Origin of the sequence: Martinezella multihospitum (assembly GCF_900094585.1) — a bacterium.
Lineage (GTDB): Bacteria > Pseudomonadota > Alphaproteobacteria > Rhizobiales > Rhizobiaceae > Rhizobium > Rhizobium multihospitium.
Genome location: NZ_FMAG01000001.1, coordinates 108,992 through 132,934, shown reverse-complemented (window position 1 = coordinate 132,934; position 23,943 = coordinate 108,992). Strand labels below are relative to the sequence as shown.

General features: G+C 60.3%; 23 protein-coding genes. 5 read left to right on the top strand and 18 right to left on the bottom strand.

Going from position 1 to position 23,943, the window contains the following annotated elements; translation table 11 throughout:
• The first annotated feature begins 12 nt into the window (after window positions 1-12).
• Complete coding sequence (locus tag GA0061103_RS00595) at window positions 13-1,005, top strand: GlxA family transcriptional regulator (RefSeq protein ID WP_092706114.1); 993 nt, start codon at window positions 13-15, stop codon at window positions 1,003-1,005.
• On the opposite strand, the gene GA0061103_RS00590 is transcribed toward GA0061103_RS00595, so the two are convergent.
• Window positions 980-1,855: a LysR substrate-binding domain-containing protein gene (locus GA0061103_RS00590; protein ID WP_092706112.1), complete on the bottom strand. Its 876-nt coding sequence runs from the start codon at window positions 1,853-1,855 to the stop codon at window positions 980-982. The two genes, GA0061103_RS00595 and GA0061103_RS00590, sit on opposite strands and share 26 nt — an antisense overlap.
• Window positions 1,856-1,960: 105 nt before the next feature.
• Between GA0061103_RS00590 and GA0061103_RS00585 the strand changes: the two genes are divergently transcribed.
• Window positions 1,961-2,869: a DMT family transporter gene (locus tag GA0061103_RS00585; protein ID WP_092706110.1), complete on the top strand. Its 909-nt coding sequence runs from the start codon at window positions 1,961-1,963 to the stop codon at window positions 2,867-2,869.
• 45 nt (window positions 2,870-2,914) lie between these two features.
• Here the strand turns inward: GA0061103_RS00585 and GA0061103_RS00580 are convergent, their stop codons facing one another.
• A complete protein-coding gene (locus tag GA0061103_RS00580; protein ID WP_092706108.1) occupies window positions 2,915-3,355 on the bottom strand; it encodes a lysozyme inhibitor LprI family protein in 441 nt (146 codons plus the stop codon).
• 426 nt (window positions 3,356-3,781) lie between these two features.
• On the opposite strand from GA0061103_RS00580, the gene GA0061103_RS00575 reads away from it, so the two are divergent.
• The gene (locus GA0061103_RS00575; protein WP_092706106.1) at window positions 3,782-4,144 is read left to right on the top strand and encodes a hypothetical protein; all 363 of its coding nucleotides are present in this window, start codon (window positions 3,782-3,784) and stop codon (window positions 4,142-4,144) included.
• 29 nt (window positions 4,145-4,173) lie between these two features.
• On the opposite strand, the gene GA0061103_RS00570 is transcribed toward GA0061103_RS00575, so the two are convergent.
• From GA0061103_RS00570 to oiaX, 16 genes are all read right to left on the bottom strand, one after another.
• Window positions 4,174-5,238 carry an ABC transporter ATP-binding protein gene (locus tag GA0061103_RS00570; protein ID WP_092708450.1) on the bottom strand — a complete coding sequence of 355 codons (1,065 nt, stop codon included), beginning with the start codon at window positions 5,236-5,238 and terminating at the stop codon, window positions 4,174-4,176.
• Window positions 5,239-5,261: 23 nt separating this feature from the next.
• Window positions 5,262-6,776: a DUF5060 domain-containing protein gene (locus tag GA0061103_RS00565; RefSeq protein WP_092706105.1), complete on the bottom strand. Its 1,515-nt coding sequence runs from the start codon at window positions 6,774-6,776 to the stop codon at window positions 5,262-5,264.
• 38 nt (window positions 6,777-6,814) lie between these two features.
• Entirely contained in the window at window positions 6,815-7,702 is an 888-nt protein-coding gene (locus GA0061103_RS00560; protein ID WP_092706103.1) for a carbohydrate ABC transporter permease, read from the bottom strand.
• Window positions 7,699-8,598: a carbohydrate ABC transporter permease gene (locus tag GA0061103_RS00555; protein WP_092706101.1), complete on the bottom strand. Its 900-nt coding sequence runs from the start codon at window positions 8,596-8,598 to the stop codon at window positions 7,699-7,701. The genes GA0061103_RS00560 and GA0061103_RS00555 overlap by 4 nt, the downstream gene beginning before the upstream one ends.
• A 96-nt stretch (window positions 8,599-8,694) precedes the next feature.
• A complete protein-coding gene (locus tag GA0061103_RS00550) occupies window positions 8,695-9,948 on the bottom strand; it encodes an ABC transporter substrate-binding protein (RefSeq protein WP_092706099.1) in 1,254 nt (417 codons plus the stop codon).
• 87 nt (window positions 9,949-10,035) lie between these two features.
• The gene (gene dhaL / locus GA0061103_RS00545) at window positions 10,036-10,674 is read right to left on the bottom strand and encodes a dihydroxyacetone kinase subunit DhaL (RefSeq protein ID WP_092706097.1); all 639 of its coding nucleotides are present in this window, start codon (window positions 10,672-10,674) and stop codon (window positions 10,036-10,038) included.
• Window positions 10,671-11,690 carry a dihydroxyacetone kinase subunit DhaK gene (locus tag GA0061103_RS00540; RefSeq protein WP_092706095.1) on the bottom strand — a complete coding sequence of 340 codons (1,020 nt, stop codon included), beginning with the start codon at window positions 11,688-11,690 and terminating at the stop codon, window positions 10,671-10,673. Before GA0061103_RS00540 ends, dhaL begins: the two co-directional genes overlap by 4 nt.
• Window positions 11,691-11,749: 59 nt before the next feature.
• Window positions 11,750-13,630, bottom strand: a complete 1,881-nt coding sequence (gene apnL, locus GA0061103_RS00535; RefSeq protein WP_092706093.1) for a D-apionate lactonase — start codon at window positions 13,628-13,630, stop codon at window positions 11,750-11,752.
• Entirely contained in the window at window positions 13,630-14,661 is a 1,032-nt protein-coding gene (locus tag GA0061103_RS00530; RefSeq protein WP_092706091.1) for a Gfo/Idh/MocA family protein, read from the bottom strand. Before GA0061103_RS00530 ends, apnL begins: the two co-directional genes overlap by 1 nt.
• A gap of 1 nt (window position 14,662) precedes the next feature.
• Window positions 14,663-15,727, bottom strand: a complete 1,065-nt coding sequence (locus GA0061103_RS00525; RefSeq protein WP_092706089.1) for an ABC transporter permease — start codon at window positions 15,725-15,727, stop codon at window positions 14,663-14,665.
• Complete coding sequence (locus tag GA0061103_RS00520; RefSeq protein WP_092706087.1) at window positions 15,724-17,277, bottom strand: sugar ABC transporter ATP-binding protein; 1,554 nt, start codon at window positions 17,275-17,277, stop codon at window positions 15,724-15,726. The genes GA0061103_RS00525 and GA0061103_RS00520 overlap by 4 nt, the downstream gene beginning before the upstream one ends.
• Window positions 17,274-17,918, bottom strand: coding sequence for a DUF2291 family protein (locus GA0061103_RS00515; protein ID WP_092708447.1), 645 nt, complete (start codon window positions 17,916-17,918; stop codon window positions 17,274-17,276). Before GA0061103_RS00515 ends, GA0061103_RS00520 begins: the two co-directional genes overlap by 4 nt.
• A gap of 189 nt (window positions 17,919-18,107) precedes the next feature.
• Complete coding sequence (locus GA0061103_RS00505) at window positions 18,108-19,049, bottom strand: D-ribose ABC transporter substrate-binding protein (protein WP_092706083.1); 942 nt, start codon at window positions 19,047-19,049, stop codon at window positions 18,108-18,110.
• Between the two features lie 80 nt (window positions 19,050-19,129).
• Window positions 19,130-19,957, bottom strand: a complete 828-nt coding sequence (locus tag GA0061103_RS00500; RefSeq protein WP_092706081.1) for a phosphogluconate dehydrogenase C-terminal domain-containing protein — start codon at window positions 19,955-19,957, stop codon at window positions 19,130-19,132.
• Between the two features lie 89 nt (window positions 19,958-20,046).
• Entirely contained in the window at window positions 20,047-21,381 is a 1,335-nt protein-coding gene (locus GA0061103_RS00495; protein WP_092706079.1) for a four-carbon acid sugar kinase family protein, read from the bottom strand.
• A 5-nt stretch (window positions 21,382-21,386) separates the two neighbouring features.
• Window positions 21,387-22,646, bottom strand: a complete 1,260-nt coding sequence (oiaX, locus tag GA0061103_RS00490) for a 3-oxo-isoapionate-4-phosphate decarboxylase OiaX (RefSeq protein WP_092706077.1) — start codon at window positions 22,644-22,646, stop codon at window positions 21,387-21,389.
• A 186-nt stretch (window positions 22,647-22,832) separates the two neighbouring features.
• On the opposite strand from oiaX, the gene GA0061103_RS00485 reads away from it, so the two are divergent.
• Together GA0061103_RS00485 and GA0061103_RS00480 are read left to right on the top strand one after the other, a co-directional pair.
• Window positions 22,833-23,537: a transcriptional regulator NanR gene (locus GA0061103_RS00485; RefSeq protein WP_092706075.1), complete on the top strand. Its 705-nt coding sequence runs from the start codon at window positions 22,833-22,835 to the stop codon at window positions 23,535-23,537.
• Between the two features lie 104 nt (window positions 23,538-23,641).
• Entirely contained in the window at window positions 23,642-23,854 is a 213-nt protein-coding gene (locus tag GA0061103_RS00480; RefSeq protein WP_092706073.1) for a hypothetical protein, read from the top strand.
• The last annotated feature ends 89 nt before the right edge of the window (window positions 23,855-23,943 follow it).

The window sequence follows — 23,943 nt, the reverse complement described above, 5'->3', positions numbered from 1 at the left end:
AAGGAATGCGCAATGCTGACATCGGCCAATGAGACGCTCGACATCGACCTTTTGATCCTTCCAGAGACGAACCTGATCCTGATTGCTTCGGTGATCGAGCCGTTGCGCGGGGCTAATCGCATTTCTGGAGCGGAGCTTTATCGCTGGCGTCTGTTCACGCCGGATGGCTCACCGGCGGAAACCACGAGCCTTATCCCGGTGCCGGCCTGCTCCAACTTTCGTCCGACATCGGACACGACACCGCTTTTCGTGCTCGCCAGCTACAATTGGCGGCGCAGCGCCACGCAGGCGCTGAAGATGCAGCTGTCGCAAACCGCCCGCCACCGCTCGATGGTCGCCGGCATCGAGTCCGGCACCTGGCTGCTTGCCGAAGCGAGCCTGCTCGACAATGTCTCCGCTGCCGTCCACTGGGAGGATTACGATGATTTCGCGCTCGCCTATCCGCAGGTACGTGCGGTCAGGGATCGCTACGTCATCGATGGCAAGCGGATCACCACAGCGGGTTCGTTACCGACGGTCGATCTCATGCTGGAGCTTATCCGGCGGCGGCAAGGCTATTCATTGGCGCTCGAAGTCAGCCGTCTTTTCATCTACGAGCCGGCGAGCACGCAGAGTGCTGCGGAACTTTCGCCGTCGACGGCCGGTCTGCGCATGCGCGATCCGCGCGTGGCCCAGGCGATCCGTCTGATGGAGGATCATATCGAGCAGCCGCTGGTGCTGACACGTCTTGCCCGTCGCATCGGCGTTAGCGCGCGCCATCTGCAGGCGCTTTTTCAGGAAAGCATCGGCGCGCCGCCGCATGTGCATTATCTGGCGCTGAGGCTCAATGCGGCCCGGCGCAAGGTCATCGAGACGAAGGATTCGTTCGCCGAGATCGCGGCAGCAACCGGCTTCAATTCGGCATCGGCTTTTTCTCGCAGCTACCGCGCCAGCTTTTCGGAAAGTCCGTCTGGCACGCGCCGCAGGCTGCGCCGACGTGTTACGGTTGCAGCAGAGCCGACATAGGCTGGAAGGCCTCGCGCACCATTTCCGCCAGCTCTCTGATCGCCTCGCTCGAATGATAGGGATTGCGGCGAAGTACGACACGCGAAGAATCGACCGGCGGAAAGCCATCGTCGTTGGTCAGCTCGCGGCAGCCATGCGGAATATTGCTGCGCGACAGCGTCGTCACGGCAAGCCCGGCGGAAACGGCATTCTTTAAACCAGAACTCGTATCGGCAATGAAGGCGATACGATAACGGCGCCCGATTTGCTCCAGTGATTTCAGGGCGAAATCGCGACACCATGTCGAATCCCGATAAACAGCGATGGGCAGCGGTGTCGCCTCATGCACACGATGGACCAACGATGTCACCCAGACCGTTGGGTCGACACAGAGAACTTCGCCTTTGCTCTGGTTGTTCCAGTCGAAGACGACGGCCAGATCCAGCTCATCTTTTTCCAGCGCGGCCAGGTTATGTGCCGTGTAATCGCAGGAAACGGTGACTTCGACGGCCGGATGCCTGACGGCGAAAGCGGCCAGGGCGGCGGGAAGAATGGTCTGGCTGTATTCCTCTGGAATGCCGATCCGGACCGGTCCGTCCAGCGGCTTCATGCGGATATTCGCCGCCGCCTCGTTCAAGAGCTCGATCACCCGCTGCGCGTAGGGAAGCAATTGAATGCCGGCGCGAGTAAGAACGGCCCCGCGAGCGCTCCTTTCGAAGAGCGTTTCACCGATCGTATCCTCGAGCCGCTTGATCTGGGCGCTGACGGCCGATTGGGTGCGACCGATCCGCTGCGCCGCGGTAGAAAAATTGGTCGTCTCGGTGATGACGAGAAAGGTCCGCAGCAGGTCGCTTTCGATAGGTTCGCGCATCGCAGGTCACAAATATTTCTGATAGCTACTATCTCTACTATTCGTTTGCCTGATGTCAAATATCGGCGCACACAGGGGGCGTTCCTTCGTTCCTCGAGTCCATACATGACATTCCAGCTTCCGGCCCGCTCCGCTTTTGCCAGCGATTATGAGAGGGGCGTTATACTTGTGGCGACAGCAATGCTTGCGTGGAGCTGCAGCGGCATCTACGCGCGCCTGCTGACCACGGACATATGGACGGCGATCGCCTGGCGATCGCTGTTCGGCGGCCTGTTTCTGCTGATTCCCAGCTTTTTCCTCGAAGGTGGGTTTTCCAGGCGGCAATGGGCATCGATCTTTCATCCTGCCGGGCTGGCGATGCTGGTCTGCCAGACCATCAGCCAGGCGTGCTTCATCGGCGCGCTTTACACGACCACGGTCGCGAACGTGACCATGATCTATGCGACCGCGCCGTTCATCGCTGCGTTCCTCAGCTGGAGCATGCTGAAGGAGCGGGTCGCGAAGCGGACCTTGATCGCCGGCGGCATCTGCCTCGTCGGCGTCGCCGTCATCGTTGCCTCATCGATCGGCGGCGGCACGGGCATCGGCGATCTTCTGGCGCTCGGCATGACGGTCACCTTCGCTCTCATCATCGTCATCCCGCGCATGGACCCCAGCATTCCGATCCTGCCCTCAAGCGTCGTCAGCGGGCTTTTGACATTCGTCGTCTTCGTGCCCTTTGCCTCGACAAGCTCGGTGGACGTTCACAGCTGGCTTCTGCTCGCCGCTTTCGGGGCGACGAATTTCGCGCTCGCTTTCGTCCTCTTCCTGTTCGGTTCGAGAAAAATGCCGGCCGCCGATGCGGCTCTGATCAGTTCGATGGAGATCGTGCTGACGCCATTCTGGGTCTGGCTATTTTTCTCGGAGATGCCGCCGCTTGCCACCTTTGTCGGCGGGGCGATCATCTTTGCGACGATCGTCTGGCATACGGCCATCGACCTCAAGCATAGCCGCCGCCGTCGTGCGCCGGTCTAGTGGCTACAGCTATGAGCTCGCAGCCCAAGCGGAGTCCCTCGGTCGTCAATTAGCCGCCGGGACGGAGCAGTCGTCGTCGTCCTGGTCACCGGATTGCTTGCTGCAGCTCAGATAATTTTGGAAATCCTTTACTCTGCTCTGTGTTAGGCCAGTGAGACAGGCATTGAAGTTCATAGCATTGATACTACCGCCAGCAGTTCGGACAGTGGTGAGCGCGCATTCGGCATCGCGAAACACCACCCATTTCTTTTGCGCATCGACGAGCAGCTTCGTTGTGTCGTCGTCACCCTTCAGGCGCGCTTCCATTTCCTTGTAGAGCTTGTTCAATTGCCCATCGACTTGCTTAAGGTCGTTTTGAGAGCATTCGGTGAGTTCGGCCTGACTGTGCGCTTTCTTGTAGCAGGCTTCATCCGCATGCACGACCGGCGATGACAAGACTGTAACGGCCGCCAACGCCGTTCCGATATATCGGTTCAGATCGCGCATCCGCTTTCCCCCTGATTGATCTGCAATGCGTAAACTTACGATGTTGTGCGTTTCACCGCATCCAAGAAAGCTATCCCGCTTCTGTCTGCTCGGAATTTTATAGACTCAAAAGAGTGGTAGCTATGGTTGTTGCCCTCTATCCGAGATTGTTCTCCAGTTGTGGTTAACGACCGCCGCAAGGTTTCGGCAGCAGCCGAAGCCGCTGCCGGCCAACGAGATTCCTTAATAGCTTGGCTGCAATCAGAGATGAAAATATACCATGTAATATAGTGAATTATTGAATTTTTCTAATGTTATGCATTAGAGTTTTGCCTCTTGACAGACCGTCTAGAGCGCCGCTGTTCTGCAACAAAATGTAACAACTCATAACACCGCGTTACGTCCGAATCGGTATATTCCGCTCGTATTCAAACGAGAGGTCACTTGATGCAGGCGAACCATGTACCGTCCCCCTCGGAGGCTGATGTGCTGATCTGTCTCGATAACCAGCAGGTCGCGTCCCGCATTGGCTCGGTTCTCGCGGAGCAGGGATTGTCGGTGGCCGCCATACCGGCGACGGGCATTCAGGAATGGTTTGAGCCGAACGGCTGCAAGCTCGTCGTCACGCATACGGCGATGATCGGCGATGTGCGTACGCGGCTGAATTTGCCGATCGTCAATCTTGAAGCGTTCATCTTCGATCGCCCGGATCATGTGGCCGAGGGCGCTGCGCGTCAGTTCGATGGCGAGGCATTTATCAAGCGGGTATTTTCCGTTATGAGCGGCACTCAAAGGCGCGCGGCTGAGTGATCTGAGCCAGCCGGCGCCTCGGGTATCCCCTACAGCCGTTGCTGGCTGGCTTTGTCGAAGAAATGCAGGTTTGGGGTCTTCACGGAGAGCTGCACCTTCTGGCCAGGCGTCAGTTCGGCCCGCTCTCTCATCACCCAGGTCAATTCCTTGCCTTCTAGATCGAGCGCGACATGCGTTTCCGAGCCCGTAGGTTCCACGACCGTGACGGTTGCCGTTACACCGCCTTCGGAGGCGAAGGAAATATCCTCGGGGCGCACGCCGAGAACGACCTCTCGGCCATCCGACTGGACTGGGGCGTTCGAAAGTTCGATGTGGGTACCGGTCGGCAATACCAGTGCTGAAGAGGCCCCACCCGTGATCTTGCCCTCAAGAAAGTTCATGGCGGGCGAGCCGAGGAAGCCGGCGACGAAGATATTTTTCGGGCGATCGTAAAGTTCGAGCGGCGAGCCGACTTGTTCCACCTTTCCGCCCTGTAGCACGACGATCTTGTCGGCCATGGTCATGGCCTCGATCTGGTCGTGGGTCACGTAGACGATTGTCGTCTTCAGGCGCTGATGCAATGCCTTGATCTCGGCGCGCATCTTCACGCGCAGCTTGGCGTCCAGATTGGAAAGCGGCTCGTCGAAGAGGAAGACCTTCGGGTCGCGCACGATGGCGCGGCCCATGGCGACGCGTTGGCGCTGGCCGCCGGAAAGCTGGGCAGGCTTGCGATCCAATAATGGCTGTAGGCCCAGAATCTTGGCGGCCTCGCCGACCTTCTCGTCAATTTCGGCGCGCTTTGCGCCGGCGAGCTGCAGCGCAAAGCCCATATTCTGCGCCACCGTCATCTGCGGATAGAGCGCGTAATTCTGGAAGACCATGGCGATGTCGCGATCTTTCGGCGGCAGGTCGTTGACGACGCGGCCGCCGATCGAGATTTCACCGCCAGTGATATCCTCCAGCCCTGCGATCATGCGCAGCAGCGTGGACTTGCCGCAGCCGGAGGGGCCGACGAGAATGACGAATTCGCCGTCCGAGATCTCCACATCGACGCCATGGATGATGTTTACGGCGCCGTAGGACTTCCTGACGTTCTTGATGGTCAATCCGGACATGACATTCTTTCCCTGAAGATCGATCAATGCTTCTTGCGGATGCGGAGTGCCTGGTATGGCTTGCCCGGCAGTTCTACGCCGAAGGCGGCATCCGCCTTGCCGCCGCGCACGATGGCGCCATGGCGCGTCGGATGCGGGATCGGCGCTTCCACCTTCTTCGCGGGCGTAATCGTCATTTCCCAGGTGTCGATGATGTCGACATCATAGTCGGTTCCGTCCTTCGGCAGCCCGGTGGACCAGATGACCGGCTGGTGCTCGCCGAGATAGATGTAGCTGACATCGCCGTCGCGGGCGCCGGAAACGCGGGTCCATGGCCATTCGCCGAACGAGGCCATCGGCTCGAGGCCGTTGACGACATCCTGCTCCAGGAGATCGCGCAGGAAGCCGATGCGCTTCCAGGCCTCGCCGCGTAGTTCGCCGCCCTTTGCCCACCAGATCAGATCCTCCGGATGCGAATAGGTTTCACCATGGCCGGCATAGCCGCCGCGCATTACCGTGAGCCAGAAACGATGCGTCAGTTCCTCGGCCGTCAGGTTGCCCCAGGATTGGATGATGTTGCCTTCATATTCCGGCTCATCGTTGACGACGGGCTTGCCATAGGCCTCGCGCCATTCCTGCGTGCGCTTCACGTCCCAGTTCTGAATGCAGGTATGCGTCACCCACGGCTTGCGATGATCGAAGTTCATCGTCGGCTCGCCGTTGTGGATCGACTTCAGATGGCCATAGGGATCGTTCTCTTCGAGAATGTGAAAATAGCGGTCCCACTGCTGCAGCGGCTTGGTATCGAGAAGGAAGTCGTACTCGTTGGCAAGCGCCCACCAGACATTGCGATAGGCGGCAAGGCGCGCCGCGAGATAGGCGACGTAGCGGAAATCCTGCTCTGCCGACATATCGGCATAGCCCCAGCGATCATAGGGGTGGAACATGATGATATCGGCCTCGATGCCGAGATCGCAGAGGGCCGCGACCTGCTTTTCGAAATGGCGGAACAGGATGGGGTTCGGCCGATCGAAGTCTTCCTTGCCGTCGGCGCCCTTTTCGAAGCAGGCGTAGAGCGGTTCGTTGACGTTGTAGGGATAGTCCTTGGGGAACACACCCATGCGGATCTTGTTGAAGCGCGACTTCTTCAGCGTTTCGAGCGTCTGGGACTGCATGTCGAGCGGCTGGTGCGTCCAGGCATAGCAGGTGGTGCCGAAGGACAGGAACGGCTTGCCGTCGGCATAGGCGAAGTGGAACTTGTTGTGGACATGCACGGGGCCGTGGTTGCCTTCGGACGGCTTGGTCGCAACGAAGGAGCCGGTCTTGCCGTCCAGTTCCGAAGTCTTCGAGCGTGTGCGGAACGACCAATCGCCTTCATTGTCGGGCATGAACCGAACGCGATAGACGCCGTCGCCGTCATAGAAGCCGGGCACGCGGACCTCGCGGCTGTTCTGGCTGAAAACGGCATCGAATGCCACATCGAGATAGGGATTGCCGCCGGAAGGGCCGTTGAAGGCCGCTTCGAAGACTCCCCATTTTTCGACGGACGCGTTGGACATGATGTTCTCCTCGGAAGATGTATGGATGGCTCGACCACTCAGCCCTTGACCGCGCCGGAGGTGAGGCCGGAGACGAAGTAGCGCTGGAAGATCAGATAAACGATGGTGGCCGGCAGCACGGTCATGACGATTGCGGCATTCAACTGGCCGTAATCATTGGAAAACTGGCCCTGGAAGGACATGAGCCCGAGCGGCAGCGTCCACATATGCTGGTCCTGCAGCAGCACGAGCGCCATGGCGAATTCGTTCCACGTCGAGACGAAATCCAGGATCAGCAGCGCGGCAAGCACCGGCAGGCAGACCGGCAGGAAAATCCGGCGGAAGATGGTGAAATGGCTTGCGCCATCGATCAGGGCGGCTTCCGACAGCTCCTTCGGAATGCCTTTGAAGAAGCCGTGCAGAATGAACACCTGATAGGGCACGCCGAAGGCGATGTAGGGCAGGATCACGCCAGGATAGGTGTCGATCAGCCCGAGCGAATTGACCAGCGTGAACAGCGGCGCCAGCATCACCTGGAACGGGATCATGGTTCCAAAAACGATGGCGAGCAGCAGCAGCTTGCTGAACCGCATACGGATTTTGGCGAGTGCATAGGCAGCCATAGCCGAGAGGATAAGCCCGAGGGGTACCTTGATCACGGTGATGATGGCGCTGTTCAGGAAGGCGTTGGCGAAATTGCCGCGGCCCCAGGCGCTCGAATAATTCTCGAAGGCCGGATCGAGCGGCGGCATGAAGGCGCCGGTGGACGTCACGTCAGCCTGTGTCTTCAGCGAGGTGAAGACGATGAAGACGAAAGGCGCGAGCCAGATCGAGGCGACGATAAGTAGCGCGATCCACAAGCCGATCAGGACAGGGTCGCGCTTGCGCTTTGCCGGTATGATGGTCTCGAAGTCGTCCGACATGGATGTTGCCGATGCTGCCGTCATTGCTCGGCCTCCTCATGCTTCTGCGTCCAGCGCAGGTAGGGAATGACGACGACGATGGTGATGAGCAGCAGGACGACCGAGATCGCAGCGCCGCGGCCGAAATCGAAGATCTGCATGGCCTGCGTGAAGGCCCAAAGCGCCAACATCTGCGTGGATTGCGCCGGACCGCCGCCGGTCAGGCCGTAGACGATATCGAAGGCCTTCAGCGAGGAGATGACCGATAGCACCAGCACGATGGTCAGTGTCGTGCGCAGCGCGGGCAGGGTCACGTAGCGGAAGATGTTCCAGCGCCCGGCGCCGTCGATGCGCGCCGCCTCGACCAGCGTCTGCGAAACATTCTGCAGGCCGGCGAGAAACAGGACCATCGAAAAGCCGACGGACTGCCACAGAAAGGCGACGAAGACCGAATAGAGTGCGATGTCCTTGTCGCCGAGCCAGTCCTGGATCCAGTCCTGCAGTCCCATCGATGTCAGGATTTCGGTAAAGAGACCGAAGAAGGGATCGTACATCCATTTCCACATGGTCGCGACCGCGATCGGGGCGATGATGACCGGGAGGTAGAAGATGGCGCGGAAGGTATTTCGGGCAAAAAGCTTCTGATTGAGGCTCAGTGCCAGCAACAAGCCGACCATGGGCGGAAAGATCACGCACATGATCGTCCAGATCACCGTGTTGCGGAAAGCGACCCAGAAGACCGGGTCCTGCGTAAAGATATACTGGTAGTTCGCCAGGCCGACGAAGGGGCGTTGCGGATCGAGCCCGTTCCATTTCTGGAAGCTCAGCACCACAACGTTCAGCATCGGGTAAAGCGCGAAAATCGCGTAGATCAGCATGGCCGGCGCAAGCAGGATCACTGCCTGAACGCGCGCATCATGTGTTCGATTGCGGAGTGACATTCTCATTGCTCCCGGCGGCGGCTGGCACGTGGGCATCGAAGGGAGGGAGGCCGTCCGCCGCTATTGGCAATCGGAGTGGCGGCCTCCCTCGAGAGATCAGGTGCGACCGGCGATGAAGGTCTGCAGCTGCTTGGCGGCATCGGCCGGCTGGATGTTGCCGGAGGCGACATCGTTGATCACCCGGAAGTATTCGGTGGTCACGTCGAGCGGGAAGGCCTGGTCGCCGTTCATGTAAACCTTGCTGTAAGTCTTGAAGATATCCAGCCACTTCGCCTCAAGCGGCTTCTGGTCGGTATACTGGACATTCTTGTTGACCGAGATCGAGCTGATCTGGCCGACGAGATCCTGCTGCACCTTGGTCGACAGGAAATAGTCGAGGAATTTTGCAGCAAGGTCCGGATTCTTGCTCTTGGTGCTGACGTAATTATATTCGGCAAAGCCGTAAAGGCGATTGGTGTTCGTCGGGAATGGCACGACGCCATAGTCATCGAGATTGACCTTGCTGCCGCTCAACTGGCTGACCAGCCAGTCGCCTTCGAGCATCATCGCAGCACGGCCGGCGACGAACAGCGTGTAGGACTGCTGGTTGCTGATGCCCATGAAAGGCTTCAGCGTGTAGTCCTTGGTCCACTTGGCGAATTCGGTGAAGGCATCGGTTGCGCAGGGCTCCTTCGTCCAGTCTGCCTTCATGGCCATCAGCGCGTCGTGCTTGTCTGCGCCGCATTTGGTTTCGAGCAGCACGTCCATCAGGCGCATGACGTGCCAGTTGACCGAGCCGCCGAAGGTGAAGGCCGGAATGCCTGCTGCCTTGAGCTTGTCCGCTGCCGCAAGCAGCTCTTCATAGGTCTTCGGCTCCCCCGTGATGCCGGCCTTCTGGAAAAGCTTCTTGTTGTAATAGATCGCTTCACCCTTGAAGGTGAAGGGAACACCGTGCTTGCCGCCTGGATAGAGATCGGCAAAGGCGGCGGCGGACGGGAGCAGCTCGTCGTTCCACTTGTACTGGGTGTAGTATTTGTCGAGCGGCAGCGACAGGCCCGCCTTCACATATTCGCCGCCGAGGCCAAGACCGGCCCAGCTGAAATAGATATCCGGGCCTTTGCTGGAGCCTGCGGCCACGCGCAGGGCGGTCTTGTGTTCATCGACGCCGCGCTGGACGATTTCGACATGGGTGCCGGGATTGGCGGCCTCGAAGTCTTTCGCGACCTTCTTCAGCGCGCCGTTTGCCGCGCCGTTGTCGAAGTTCAGCGTCCACAGCGTCAGGTCTTCCGCGGCAACATTGGTCGCCGAAAAAGCGGCCGCCGCCATCGCGGCGGCGCCGAACCAACGCGCATATTTCGAGTTGATAGCCATCTCCCGTCCTCCTCTGAGCAAAGCTGAGGGCGGTTTTGACAAATCGTTGTCAACATGTCAACTGGTATGATGAGCTTATCAGCGGGATCACATGAAGTGATCGTGAAAGCAGGCCATGACGACGACGGCCGACGCCGCGCCGGGATCCATGTGTCCCAAGGCTCGATCGCCGAGGCGCGAAGACCGGCCTTTTGCCGCGACCATATCTTTGGTGGCTTCTGCACCCACTTCACCGGCTTTGAGGGCTGCGGCCAAACAGTCTGCAAGCGAAAGCCCTCGATCCCGAGCAGTGCGGCAGGCCGCGGCGGCGGGCGCCCAGGCATCGACCATGGTCTTCTCGCCGACGTCTGCCTTCCCCCGATCCTGGATACCCTTGGCGAAGGCTGCAAATATTTCGATCATATCGTCGTCGTTGAGCGAGGCCTTCCCCTTGGCGAAAGCGCCCGCACGCATCAAGGCCGTCGCATAGAGCGGCCCGGATGAAGCGCCCACCGCATTGAGGAAGGATTTCGCGGCCGTGTTGAAGACCAGCGTCGGGTCGGATGCCGATGAATCCAGCTCCGAAACGGCCTTTGCGGCGGCGGCAAAGCCGAGCTCCATGGCGATGCCGTGATCGGCATCGCCGATCACGCCGTCCAGCTCGCAGAGACGATCCTTTTCGCGCGCCATCGCCTCGGCGATGCGCACGAACAGCGCCGTCAGGTCTTCCGTTGTAATCGTCGTCATGGCAGCGCCTCGCCGGAGCGGAACATGGCGCAATCGCAGGGATGATCGATCAATCGCTGCAGCTCGTCATCCAGATGCATGAGGGTGATCGAGGCACCGGCCATTTCGAGCGACGTGCAATAGTTGCCGACCAGCGACAGGTGAATGACGAGGCCGGCCTCGTCGAGCATCGACTTTAGCTTGCGCATCATGATGTAGAGCTCCATGAGCGGCGTCGAGCCGAGCGAATTGACGAGCACGGCAACCCGGTCGCCGCGCGCCGGCTTCATTTCGCCGAGGATCTTGCCGACGAGTTCGCTCGTCACCTCGTCCGCCGATCGCATCGGCCCGCGGGCGACGCCGGGCTCGCCATGGATGCCCATGCCGATCTCCATCTCGTCGGCGCCGATCTCGAAATTCGGCTTGCGGGTCTGTGGCAGTGAGCAGGGCGAAAGCGCGACGCCCATCGTATAGGTGCGTTCGTTGGCGAAGCGTGCCACGCGTTGGACATCGTCGAAACCATACATCAGATCGCAGGCGGCACCTGCGGCCTTGAAGATGAAGACGTTGCCGGCGACACCGCGGCGCCGTTCCTTCTGGTTGACCGGTGCAGAGGCGATGTCGTCCGTCGTCAGCACGGTACGAACCTCGATGTCGTCCATGGCGAGCATTTCCGCTGCCATGTCGAAATTCATGACGTCGCCGGCATAGTTGCCGTACATGAACAGCACGCCGGCACCGCCATCGACGGCCTTTGCGCATTCGATGATCGGATCGGGCGGCGGTGAGGCGAAGACATTGCCGATGGCGGCGGCATCGGCCAGCCCCTTGCCGACAAAGCCGAGAAACGTCGGCTCGTGTCCGGACCCGCCGCCGATGACCAGGCCGACCTTGCCGGTCCGTGGACCATGGTTTGCCACGATCGAACGCGGCGATCCCTCGACAGCGCGCAGATGGCGCGGATGAGCCGCCAAAATGCCGGCCAGCATCTCATCGACGGCGGCGGCACCCTCGTTGATCAATTTCTTCGTCTTCACGCCGATACTCCCAAATCATTGCGATTGTTGGGACTAACTTGCGCGTCTGCGAATGAAGGTCAATCCATCAAAGTCGCGGAAGCGGTGCTATAGGCATCAAGCGTGAGCCTCGTATTTCCGGGCTGCTCCAGCAGGCGGAACCTTCCCAGCTGGATCTGTTGCGAGGCAGCTGTGATGTTGACCAAATGAAGCTGTCGAGCCTCTCCGGGCCGGGTGGTGATGAAGGAGAGCACGGCGGTCTGATCGGACGACAGACACTCCCGCCACTGGCTGCCGGCGAGGCGAGACAAGGTGGAGACGACGTTAAAAAGCGGTCGTGTGGCTCCCGTTGCCGATGGCTCCTTTTCTCCGGCGATCAGGCCGAAAGGCCCGGTCAGGGCCGAAAGCGTCAGGCATTCCAATCCGGCATCGAGGACGCGGGCGGCATAGCCGAGTGCAAAGGCCTCGCCAAAGCGGGCATTGTGCCGCGGATCGGTGTTGGCCATGGCGATGCGAGAGCCATGGGGATTGTCCATGGTTCGGCTGCCATAGGGGTTCTGTCGCATCGGTATGGTCGAGGGGCCGATACGGTAAGGCTTGTCGCCGTAGATGGCGCGCACGGAACGCGTGATGAAAGGCAATGCTTCCAGCGTCTGCATGACGCTGAGATCGTCCGCCGCATGGACGATCGGATTGGTGCAATGGGTGACGAAGCCGAGCGTATCGGCGGGGACCCGTTTGCGATTGAGTTCGGTGAAATAGCTCAGCATGCCGCCGCCAAGACGGATGTGGGGGAAGGCGGCGTGAGCTGCGGCATAAACCTCTTCGAGAGGCGGGCATTCGGGCCATTTGCTGCCCGGCGGCGTCGACTGTCGGTCGACCGAAGGCGATACGACGATAGCGTCGGGCTTGAAACCGGCGTCGTGCATCAAGGTCGTGATTTGCTGCGCTTCGGCAAGCGGAGCAAGGCGGCAGGGCAATGCGACTTCCAGAGTCGATCGTCCGGCATGAACTGCTGCGATGGCCGCAAAGGATTTGAGAGCATCAATGCCGTGGCCGGCGTCGGGGTCGAAGTGGAAGAGCAATTCCTGCGGCGCGATTTCGGCAAGCAAACCACGAGCAGCGAGCGTTGCTTCGGCTTCTTCGGGCGTAACGATGAGCCCGATCGCAGGCATGGTGCCGGATGTTTCTCCCAGGCTCAACTTGATCGGGCGCTCATCCGCGACCAATGCCGGCGTGACGGTAGCACGACGCATATCGCCTATTGAAAGAACGATCCGTTGCCGCATGGGCTCGCCGGCCGGAATGCGATAGGGCCAGGGCAGGGCAAGCGGGCGAACATAGGTCTTGTAGGAGGCATCCGACCAGTTGCGCTGGTCTTCCATTTCGAATGTGTCCCCCTCCATGCGACACTCGGCCGTGACATTGGACGTTACGCCATGCGTAATCGCCCGCATGTCCTTGAAGGGTTGCCATGGTTCGATCAGATCGGGAAAATGTGTGCTCTCGCGGCCGCCATCGACATGCTCGACCGACACTGGCATGCCGGCAACGCCAACGATCGGATGCAGGATGCAGAAGCCGCAGCGGTTGGTTTCGAAGCCGGTGGCTGAACGCGCTTCCGCCTCGAAGGTCAGCGCTTCGCCCGCTTCCGCACGAATCTGTACATTGATTGCGAGCTCGGTATTTTCAGGGCCTGAACAGCGTGCGAGGTAGCTGACGAAGAAGGCATTGTCGCGTTGATCGATCTGCAAATCCTCGATGTCGGGTGCATAGGTGCCCCAATCGCGATCGCGAACCAGATAGGAAACTGCCCGTAAGACTTCGGCGCCGTCATAGCAAATCGAACGCAGATTGCCGTCCTTGAAGTCGGCGGCAAGCCTGCCGGCGGTCAACCGCACAGGCGGCATTTCTCTCTCTCGTGTGCCATAGAGCTCGAATGGGTCGCTCTCGGTCGTCATCACAACATGGCTCCGATATCGACCGGGCGCCGGCTCGCCGCACTCTCATAGGCAGCCTCGACAAGCGCTAGCGTCTTGAGATTGTCAGCGCCTGAGGTGGAGGTTTCGCCGCCATTGGCAAGACGGTCGGTCCAATGCTGCTGGATCGCCAGGACGCTCTCCTGAATATTGTGCCAGGGACGCGAGGCCCAGGACAGAAGCTGGGGTGACGCATCGGATACAGCCACGCCATCGGGACCGCTAACCTCAAGGCGATAGCCCTGCGACAGCCGAATGCTACCCTTCGTGCCGTCGAGTTCGATCAGGGTCTCGGGGAAAGGCTCCGTCGCGAGCTTGGAGGCGTAGCTGACGTCGACGATCGATGTCGCGCCATTGTCGTGATCGAGCAGGATGGTGGCGACATCCTCGCCCTTGATCTTCGGATTGACCCGCTTGGTGCGGGCCGTCAATGAAGAAACGTCGCCGAGGATGAAGCGGGCGATGTCGAGCGTATGAATGCCGAGATCCTCGATGATGAACCGTTCGCCTTCGGCCAGGTAAGGCTGGCCCGAAAACACGTCGTAGCCGGAGCGGAAGGAGAAACGTCCCCAGAAGGGCTCGCCGATCACGCCCGACTGCAGGACCGTCTTGACGGCCTGAATGGGCGTCTGCCAGCGGAAGTTCTCATGCACCATCAGCGGCACGCCGGCCGCAGCGCAGGCTGCGACCATGGCCTTGGCATCGCTCAACGTCTTTGCGAAGGGCTTCTGGCAGATCGCCGGGATCTTGTGGGAGGCAGCCATGTCCACCAGGGCGCGATGGCTCTGCACCGTCGTTGCGATGTCGACGAAATCGAAGCCGCCGTCGGCAAACATGGCGGCGGCATCCGCGTAGCGACGCTCGATGCCGAACTGGTCGCCGACGATGTCAAGCCGCTCCGGGTCGCGGTCGCAGATGGCGACGATGCTGGCGCCTTCGACGTCTTGCCACGCATGCATCTGATTGATCGCGAAGAAGCCGCAACCGATCAATGCGCCCTTGAGTTCTGCCATTTCAGCCTGCCTTTGCCATTTGCATGAGAGTTACGCGCTGCTGGAGGCGCCGTTGCGCCTGATCCACGACGACAGCGATGATGATGACAAATCCCTTGATCACCATCTGCCAGAAGGATGAGACGCCCATCATCACGAGGCCGTCCGAAAGGATGCCGATGACGAAGGCGCCGATGATCGTGCCGCCTATGGTGCCACGGCCGCCCGACATGGAGGTGCCGCCGAGCACGGCTGCCGCGATCGCGTTCAGCTCGAAGCTTTCGCCGGTTGCCGGATGCGCCGCCATCAGCTCCGACGATATGACGATCCCGACGATGGCAGCACAGAGGCCTGAGAACATGTAGACGAAGATCTTGACCACATCGACGCGGATGCCGGACATGCGCGCGGCGCGCTCGTTTCCGCCGACGGCGAAGATGTGCCGGCCGATCGGCGTCGAGCGGGCGACATAGGCGGCGAGTAGCGCCAGCACGATCAGGATCCAGATGGAAACGGGTAGACCAAGCATACGGCCGGCGCCGAAGATGTCGAAGCCGGTCGTATCATATTCCGGCCGGCCCACCAGGTTCGGGAAGGTCTGCCCGTCGGACGACAGGAGCGCGAGGCCGCGGGCGATATAGAGCGTTCCGAGCGTGGCGATGAAGGGCGCGACGTTGAGCTTTGTGATGAGCAGCCCGTTGATGAGCCCGATCAGCAGCCCGACGGCCAGTGTGATGAGAATGATCTCGTAGATGTTGAAGTAGACGGTATATCCGATCGGCAGTTCGACGCCGTTCAGGATGAGGGCGCCGGCCACCATGCCGCAAAGGCCGACGATCGAGCCGACCGACAGATCGATCCCGCCGGTGACGATCACGAAGGTCATGCCCATGGCGAGAAAGGCGTTGAGCGCGACATGCTTCGACATCAGGATGATGTTGGCGGTCGAGGTGAAGTTCGGTGCAAAGATCGCAAAGAAGATGACGACGGCAAACAGCGCGATGAAGGTCCTGAGCTTCATCAGCGTCAGGAGAACGGAGCCGTTCGAGCGATTGGTCGCAAAGGCGGAGGACGTATCTGCGGTCATGACGCGAGTTTCCCTGTATGTCCGTGTCCCTTGGCGGATGCCGCGATGATGGCCTCTTCCGTCGCTTCGCTTCTGTCGAGAACAGTCACCAGTTTGCCGTTGCTCAGCACTGCGATGCGGTCTGAAAGTGCCATGACCTCTTCAAGGTCGGAGGTTGAAAACAAGATTGCCAGGCCATTGCCGGCGAGCCTGCGCATGGTGCGGAAGACGTCGGCCTTGGCGCCGACATCGATGCCGCGGCTCGGCTCGTCCATCAAAAGCACCTTCGGGTCGGTCATCAGAGCCTTGCCGATGACGACCTTCTGCTGGTTGCCGCCGGACATGGAGGTGACCTCGAAATCGGGATTGGGCGCCTTGATCGAGAGATCACGGATCATCTCGCGGATGGCATTTTTTTCGGCACCCGGATCGATATGAAAAAACAGCCTGGCGAAGCGGCCGAGGCTCGCAAGCGTCAAATTGCTGGCGATGGACAGGACCTGCACCAGTCCTTCGCGCTGACGGTCCTCCGGGATCAGTGCAAGGCCTTGCCGGATGCGTCTGGTGGTGTCGCGTGCGCGAACCTCGACCCCATCGATATAGATCCGCCCGGTCGAATGCATATGCCGGCCCATGACGCATTCGAAGAACTCGCTGCGTCCGGCCCCCATCAGGCCGTAGATGCCGAGAATTTCGCCGGCGCGCACCGACAGCGAGACATGATCGACGGCAAGGCCGCCCGTGCGTCTGGGCAGGCTGATCTCCTCGGCACGGAAGGCTTCCTTGCCGATCGCATGGCCTCCGTCCTTGGCAAAATCCTTGGCATCGGATCCGATCATCGAGCGGACGATCCATTTCGTATCGATATCGCGAACCATGGCTTGGCCGGTGATCTGCCCGTCGCGCAGCACGGTGATGTAGTCGCCGATGCGCATCAGCTCTTCCAGCCGGTGTGAGATATAGACGATCGCGACGCCTTGAGCTTTCAGTTCTGCGATAACCTTGAACAGAATGTCGACTTCCGCCGCGGATAGCGCCGATGTCGGCTCGTCCATGATCAGGATGCGGGCATCAAGCGAGATGGCCTTGGCGATCTCGACAAGCTGCTGCTGCCCGATCGGCAGATCCTCCACCATGGTTTCGGCGCCTATGCCGGCATCGAGCCGATCCAGAAACTCGTTGGCCCTTGCGACCTGTGCCTTGTGATCGATACCGAAGATGCCGCGGGTGATTTCGCGCGTGGCGAAGATGTTCTCGGCCACCGTCATGTTGGCAAAGAGATTGAGCTCCTGGAAGATCATGCCGATGCCGCGAGCCTGCGCGTCGGCCGGACTGCCGAAGGAGACTTCCTCGCCCTCGAGCAGGATGCGGCCCGAAGTCGGCCGTTCGACGCCGGCGATGATCTTCATCAGGGTAGACTTGCCGGCACCGTTTTCGCCGACGAGCACATTGACCGCGCCGCGGTGCAGCTCGAGGTTGGCGTGCCTGACGGCGACGATGCCGGAATAGACCTTGGAAACGTCCTCCAGGCGCAGGATGATGTCGTTGCTTGGCGTTTCGCTCATGGTCATTGCCCCAATGTCAGGGCTGAAGGGGTGATCAAGGGAAGCTGACCGGATGGCGGCAGCGGAAACGCACCCGTTACGGTGACCGTCTTTCCAATCAGCCCGTCGCGTGGCAGAGCTGCCAGAAAGGATGAGTTTGCCTTCTCATTGAAGGCTTTGCCAAATTGAGCCCATTCGATCTGGTTCCTGAATTCGTTGAAGTCCAGGAAATCCAGCGCGTCGCGCAGCGCCGTGCCGCGGATCGCCGGGCCGATCTGCACCTTCGCATCCGCCTTGCCGTCGCCATCCACATCGACGTCGAGGGTTCCGGCGCGCGAGGCGGTATCGGCAGCCACGATCTTGCCGCTCAGCTTGACGGCATAGGTCCAGGGCGATGAGGCCTGTTTTCGCGGATTTCCGTATTTCGCGCCGGCATCGTCCGGATTCGCGGCTATGGCCTGCAACACCGTCTTGATGTCGCCCGCGCGTTTATCGATGGCGGGCAGTACCTGGGATTGCCAGATCGCCTCCACCTTGGCTGCGGGGTCGAAGGCACTCTTTGCCGCCGCTGCCGCCTTCTCTTCGGGCGTCGGCGTCTTGATAATCTTGCAGCCGGGCAATGCCGCGGCCAAAACAAGGGCCACGAGCGCGCCTCTGGTCCTCAACATGCAATGCACCTCGATCTCGCAGGAAAGACATCAGGAGAGCGCGGTTTTCCGCGCTCCCCAACCCAGAGCGTGATGCCGAAAAGTGTAGGCGGTTTTCGGACGACATCATGCTCTACTTCTCTGATTCTAGAGCGGATTCAGATTTTAGGTCGAACAGACCTAAAATCATCCGGCTCTAGTGGTCCGCCATCAGTTCTTCAGTGCGAAGGTTTCAAGCTTGTCGGCGTTGTCGGCATTGATGAGGACGCAATCCATCAATTGCTTCTCATCCTTCGGCACCGTCTTGTTCTTGATGTAGGCGTCGGCCTGTTCGACCGCCTTCTGGGCCTGGGCGTAAGCCGGCTGCATGACCGTCGCCTTGATGCCGCCCGCCTTGATCGAGTCGCGCACATCGTTGGAACCATCGAAGCCGACGACGATCACATCCTTGCGGCCGGCGGCCTGCAGTGCGGCAATCGCGCCCATCGCCATGGTGTCGTTGCCCGAGATCACGCCCTTGATATCCGGATTTGCCTGCAGGATGGTTTCCATCTTGGCGTAGGCCTCGGTCTGGCTCCAGTTTGCCGACTGTTTGGCGACCAGCTTCAGGTCCGGATAGTCGTCGATGACGTCGTGATAGCCCTGCGAGCGGATGCCGGCATTGGTATCGGCTTCGCGGCCGACGAGTTCGGCATAATTGCCCTTCTCGCCCATCAGCTTGACGAATTCCTGCGCGCCGAGCTGCGCGCCCTGGTAATTGTTGGAAACGATCTGGGCGACGGCGATGCCGGTGACGTTGATTTCGCGGTCGATGAGGAAGGAGGGGATGCCTGCATCCTTGGCCTTCTTCAGGGCAGCGACCGTCGCATCCGCGCCGGCATTGTCGAGGATGATGGCCTTGGCGCCGCGTCCAATCGCCGTGTCGATGACTTCCGATTGCTTGTTGGCATCGTCGTCATGCGTCATGACGAGTGTCTCGTAACCCAGCTCCTTTGCTTTGGCCTCGGCCCCGACCGCCTCTGCCTTGAAGAATGGATTGTCGAAGGCCGGTGTGATGATGGCGATCAGATCGGCGGCGAAAGCCGGCATTGCCGTGCCCAGCGCCAGTGCGCCGGTGAAGGCTGCAAGTGTCAGTCTGCGTGTCAGTTTCATGGTCTCCTCCCAGTTATGAAACAGGCCCTGTTCCCGGCAGGGCAGTAAGGGGAGGGCGACGCCCTCCCCGGGGACGTCGATCAGGTGATGCGACGGATGCTTTCTGCGATCTCCTGCGGCTCGAAGACCTTCTTCCAGTCGTCGCGCATGAGGGCAGGGATGCCGAATTCGATCGCCTTGTTGCAGGCATCGGAGAACACGCCGTCGACTTCCTTGAAGATGACGGCGCCGAGCACGTTCATGTGGCCGAGCAGGAAGTCGCGGGCAGCTTCCGCCGGGACGCCGCGGGCAACGCATTCATCCATGGCCTGGCGCATGATGACGAGCAGTGAGGCGCAAACGGTTTCGGAAAGACCCGGCTCCAGCATCGCCATCTGCTCGACGGTGACGCGATGCGAGCGCATAACGGGCGCCCAGATGACCTTGGCGATTTCCTCGCCAAGAGCATAGGCGCTTTCCGGACCCTGCATCAGCGCGGAGACGATGTGCTGCTTGGCAAAGAGGCCGCCGAAATGGTCCTTCTTGGCCTGCATATCGGTCTCGTCGTTGAAGATCGGCGGATGGCAGGGATGGGTGACGAAATAGGTGAGGTCTTCGCGCTGAGGCAGGTGACCTGCAAAGGGAGCTGCGGCGTCGAGAGCAACGACCATCGTGCCGGGCTTCAGCTTGTCGACGACGCCGGCGGCAACCTTGCCGATCGCGGTGTCCGGCACTGCAAGGATCACGACGTCTGCGCCATCCAACGCGGCATCGACAGGGACGCAATCGATGGAAAGGTCATTCTTCAGGCGAGCCTTGCCGGCGTCGCTGACCTCGACATGGCGCACATCGAAGCGCGAGCCTTTCAGGTTCTTGGCGAGCCGATAGCCCATTTTGCCGCCGGCGCCGAAAAGAGCAATTGCAGTCATGTTAGTACCTCGTTCACTTTCAGAGTGTGGTATCGTAAGTGGTATGATGAGTCAATGAGTATGCCAACATCATGCCGAAGAATGGGCAGCTATGATCCCCTGCCGTCGCGGATCTGCGCGAAGTAATCGTCGGTGCCGACCTGCCCGCCCTTCAGCGCGATCTGCAGGCCATTGGTGGGCGCGTAGCTGCCATGGGCCGTGCAAAGCGGCGAGCCTGGCGTTTGCGGTAGTGGGAGAAGTGTCGTCAGGGCCTCGACGCGCAATTCCTTGAGCGCGTGGCTCGACGTGTCGCCGCCGGCGATGACGGCGCGACCGAGATTTTCCTGCTCGATCAACCGTCGCAGGATCGTGCCGAGGGCTTGGCCGAGACGATGCCGGGCGCCGGGAATACGGTCGATATCGCCGCCGCGGTCTGCGGAAGGGCCGAGTGCCGTATGAAGAATGACGCTACGGCCGGCCTTGAGGCTGTCGATGCCGGCATTGACAGCTTTTTCCACGGCAGGTCCGGCATTTTCGCCGACAAGCTCGAGGGGGTCGAGATCGAGGCCGTCAAAACCATCGGCTACGGCACGGCGAATTTGCCGTTCGGTGGTCGGTGATACGCTGCCGGAAACGACCGCGAGGCGATCGACCTTGCCGGGAGGAGCGAACTCCGGCTTCTCTCCGATCAGACCTTCGCTGCGCCAGGCATTGAGAAGGGCGTATTCAGCACCGGATGAGCCTGCGACGAAGGCGTTGCCCTTGCTTGCGAGACGCCATAGCTGATGTCCTGCGGCGGCCTGCGTTTCCGCACTATCGACGTCAAGCAGCAGGATACCCTCCTTGCCTCCCGTCAGCGCATCGATCCGCGCGTCGGCGTCGGCTGCCCGGATCGTGACGAGGTCCGCGAGGCTGACGGGGATGGACGTCTGCCTGTTCAGATGCGCGGCAAGATCGGCCTCATCCATCGGCGTAACCGGATGCCGGCTCATGACCGGGTGTCGGTCGATGCGGAAGACTTCGCCTTGATACGCGGCGAAGAGATGACCAAAGGCAGTGTAACGCTTGAGCTGCGGCGCCCCGACCACAACCGGCACGACGGATTGTCGAAAGAGCGCCTTGCCGATCTCGATCGCCTTGCCGATATTGCCGATCCTGGGGCTGGAATCGAAGGTCGAGCAGACCTTGTAATGGCATATCGCGGCGTCGAGACTCTTCAGCCATTCGAATGCAGATGTCAGATGCTCGTCCATCCATTGCGGTGTCTCGCTGCGGCTGGTGCCTGCAATGCCGATGGCGCGGCAATCCTTGAACCGCTCCAGCAAGGTTTCACTTGGAATGCCGAGGAAGAGAGCGGTCGGTACGCCGTTCGAGGCAAGGGCCTCCATGACGTCTGTGGAGCCGGTGAAATCATCGCCGTAGTAGCTGAGAAGAAGATTGGACATCGCTGTCAGGCGTCCTTGCCGTCACTGAATTTTGCGATCGAGGCGGCAAGCTCCGGATGGTCCTTGGCATAGTCGGCAAGCGGTATGTCCGAAACCGCCGCCTGCCAGGCCTGCTGGATCGCACGAACGCCGGCAGCGGGTCCGAAGGGGTGGCTGACGATGCCGCCGCCGCAGAGATAGAGAAGATCCGTCGTCCGGCCGGTGCGCTGGTAGGTTTCCGGCGCCTGGCCGCCCCATTGACCGGAGCCGGCAACGGGAAGCGGACAGTCGGATGGGTCAAAGAGCGGCGTGCTGATCGCCTTGAAGGACTCGACGAAGCTTTCGTCCGGCTCCCAATATTTGACCCTGATGCCATTGATCTGGAACTGGTCGACACCGAGCAGGCGCCAGAATTGCTGATAGACCCTGAAATCCATGCCGGCGCCGGGATGACGGGTCAGGATATCCCAGCCATTGCGGTGTGCATGCAGCACCAGCCCGGAGCGCTTGCGCAGGAAGCTCATGCCGCCGAAACCGATGGAGTTGATGTTGACGACGGCGCAATTGCCGCCGGCCTTCAGCACCAGATCATGGTTGCGCATCATTTCGTCGGGATCGGCATGCGAAATGCCGAAGGCATACATGACCTTCTTGCCCGTCTTCTGCTCGTGATCGAGGATCAGCGGCATGATGGCCTCGACGCGCTCTTTGAGCGGCGAATAGGCCGGGCTCATCAGCTTCTCGTCGTCCTTGATGAAATCGACGCCTGAGCCGATCAGCTCGCCGACAAGGGCGGCCGTTTCCTTCGGCCGCAAACCGAGCGCCGGCTTGACGATCGTGCCGATGATCGGACGACCGCTGACGCCGGTCAGGCGCATGCTGCCGGCAACGCCGAATTGCGGGCCTGGATGCGCGTCGCGAAAAGCCTCCGGCAGCTTCATGTCAACGATGCGGATGCCGGTCATGCCCTTGATCGAGAAGACGCCGCCGATCGCGATCGTCATGAGCGCCGAAAGATCGGTGCCGATCGCGTCCAGCGGGAAAGCGATGTCGACATCGGCGCGATGAATCGGGCCATGGCCCTCGGCCACCTCCGGCCAGGTCGGACGCTCGGCGTCGGCAAGGGGGCGGATCGCTAGGACACGCGCGGCCACACGCGCCTTGAGCTCTTCCGTCTCGCCTGGCACGGCGACGAATGTGCCGGTCGACTGATCGCTGGCGATCTTGCGAGCCATCGCCTCGATGCTGCCGGGCGTTTCAATACGGTAGGTGATGGTGATGGTCATGAGTGGATGAATGCTCCTCTCGCCGACGATTTTTCGCGTGGCGCAAACTGGTGATCTGGTATAATGAGTATTCCAACTTCTGCAACGATTTTTTTGTCCGGTTGCCGATAAGGCGACTCGTATGGGCTTCCGCCGTGGCGGCCAAAAATGCATAAGGGAGGAAAAGCTTTGGGAAAGCGGGATTCCATGAGCCAGCCAGTCGAACAAATTGTACGTCGAAAGCTATCCGATGAAGTATTCGACCGGCTGGAACGGTTGATCACGTCGGGAGAGCTCAAACCTGGCGATGAGATGCCGTCCGAGCGTGTTCTTATGGAGCGCTTCGGTGTCGGGCGTCCGGCGATCCGCGAAGCCATGCAGGCACTTGCCAACATGGGGCTGGTCAACATATCCCACGGCGAACGCGCCAAGGTGCTTCAGTTGACAGCGAAGTCGATCTTCCGGCAGGTCGACCTCACCGCAAAGATCATGTTGTCGCAGTCGTCCGACTCGCTCGAACAGCTGAAGAGCGCGCGCATCTTCTTCGAGCGCGGCATGGCGCGCGAGGCAGCCCAGCGCGCGAGCAAAAAGGATGTCGCCGATCTCTACGAGATCATCGAGCGGCAGCGCGCCTCCCTCGGACATGCGGAGGACTTCATTTCCGCCGATATGCAATTCCACACGCGCATCGCTCAGATTTCCGGCAATCCGATCTTCGGCGCTGTCAGCGAAGCGATGCTCGCATGGCTGAAAGCCTATCACACCGACATGCTGATCTGGACGGGCAAGGAAAAGTTTACGCTCGTCGAACATGAGGAAATCCTTGCGCGCCTGGCTGAAAACGATGCCGATGGCGCCGAGCAGGCAATGCTCAAGCATCTGGAAAGATCGCGCGCGCTCTATACGAAATGAACTCGTCGATGTTTGCCCTGCGAGTTTACCGCAGCCCAGCGCCTTTGTCGTAATTCCTCCCCAATCCTTATGGAATCTGTTTGCACACAAATGAGGTGTGCGTGATGATCCATTTCTTTCAGCGAAACATGGCGCTTTTCCTGGCTTCCATCATGACGGTTGTCGCCATAACCGTTTACAATCTGAGCTGCCTTCTACTCAGGCATCATCACACGATGCTGCACGATCTGCATCATGCGGCAGGCGCCTTGGTCCTGCTTGCCGGCTTCTACACCATGATCCGCTATATGCAGTCCTTGCCGGATGATGAAGGCTAGAAATACGCCAAACTCCGAAATTCGAGCCGGCAATTTCAGATAGAGTTCAGGCTCCGCGGCTATATCCTCGCCCTGTCCCGATGCAAAAT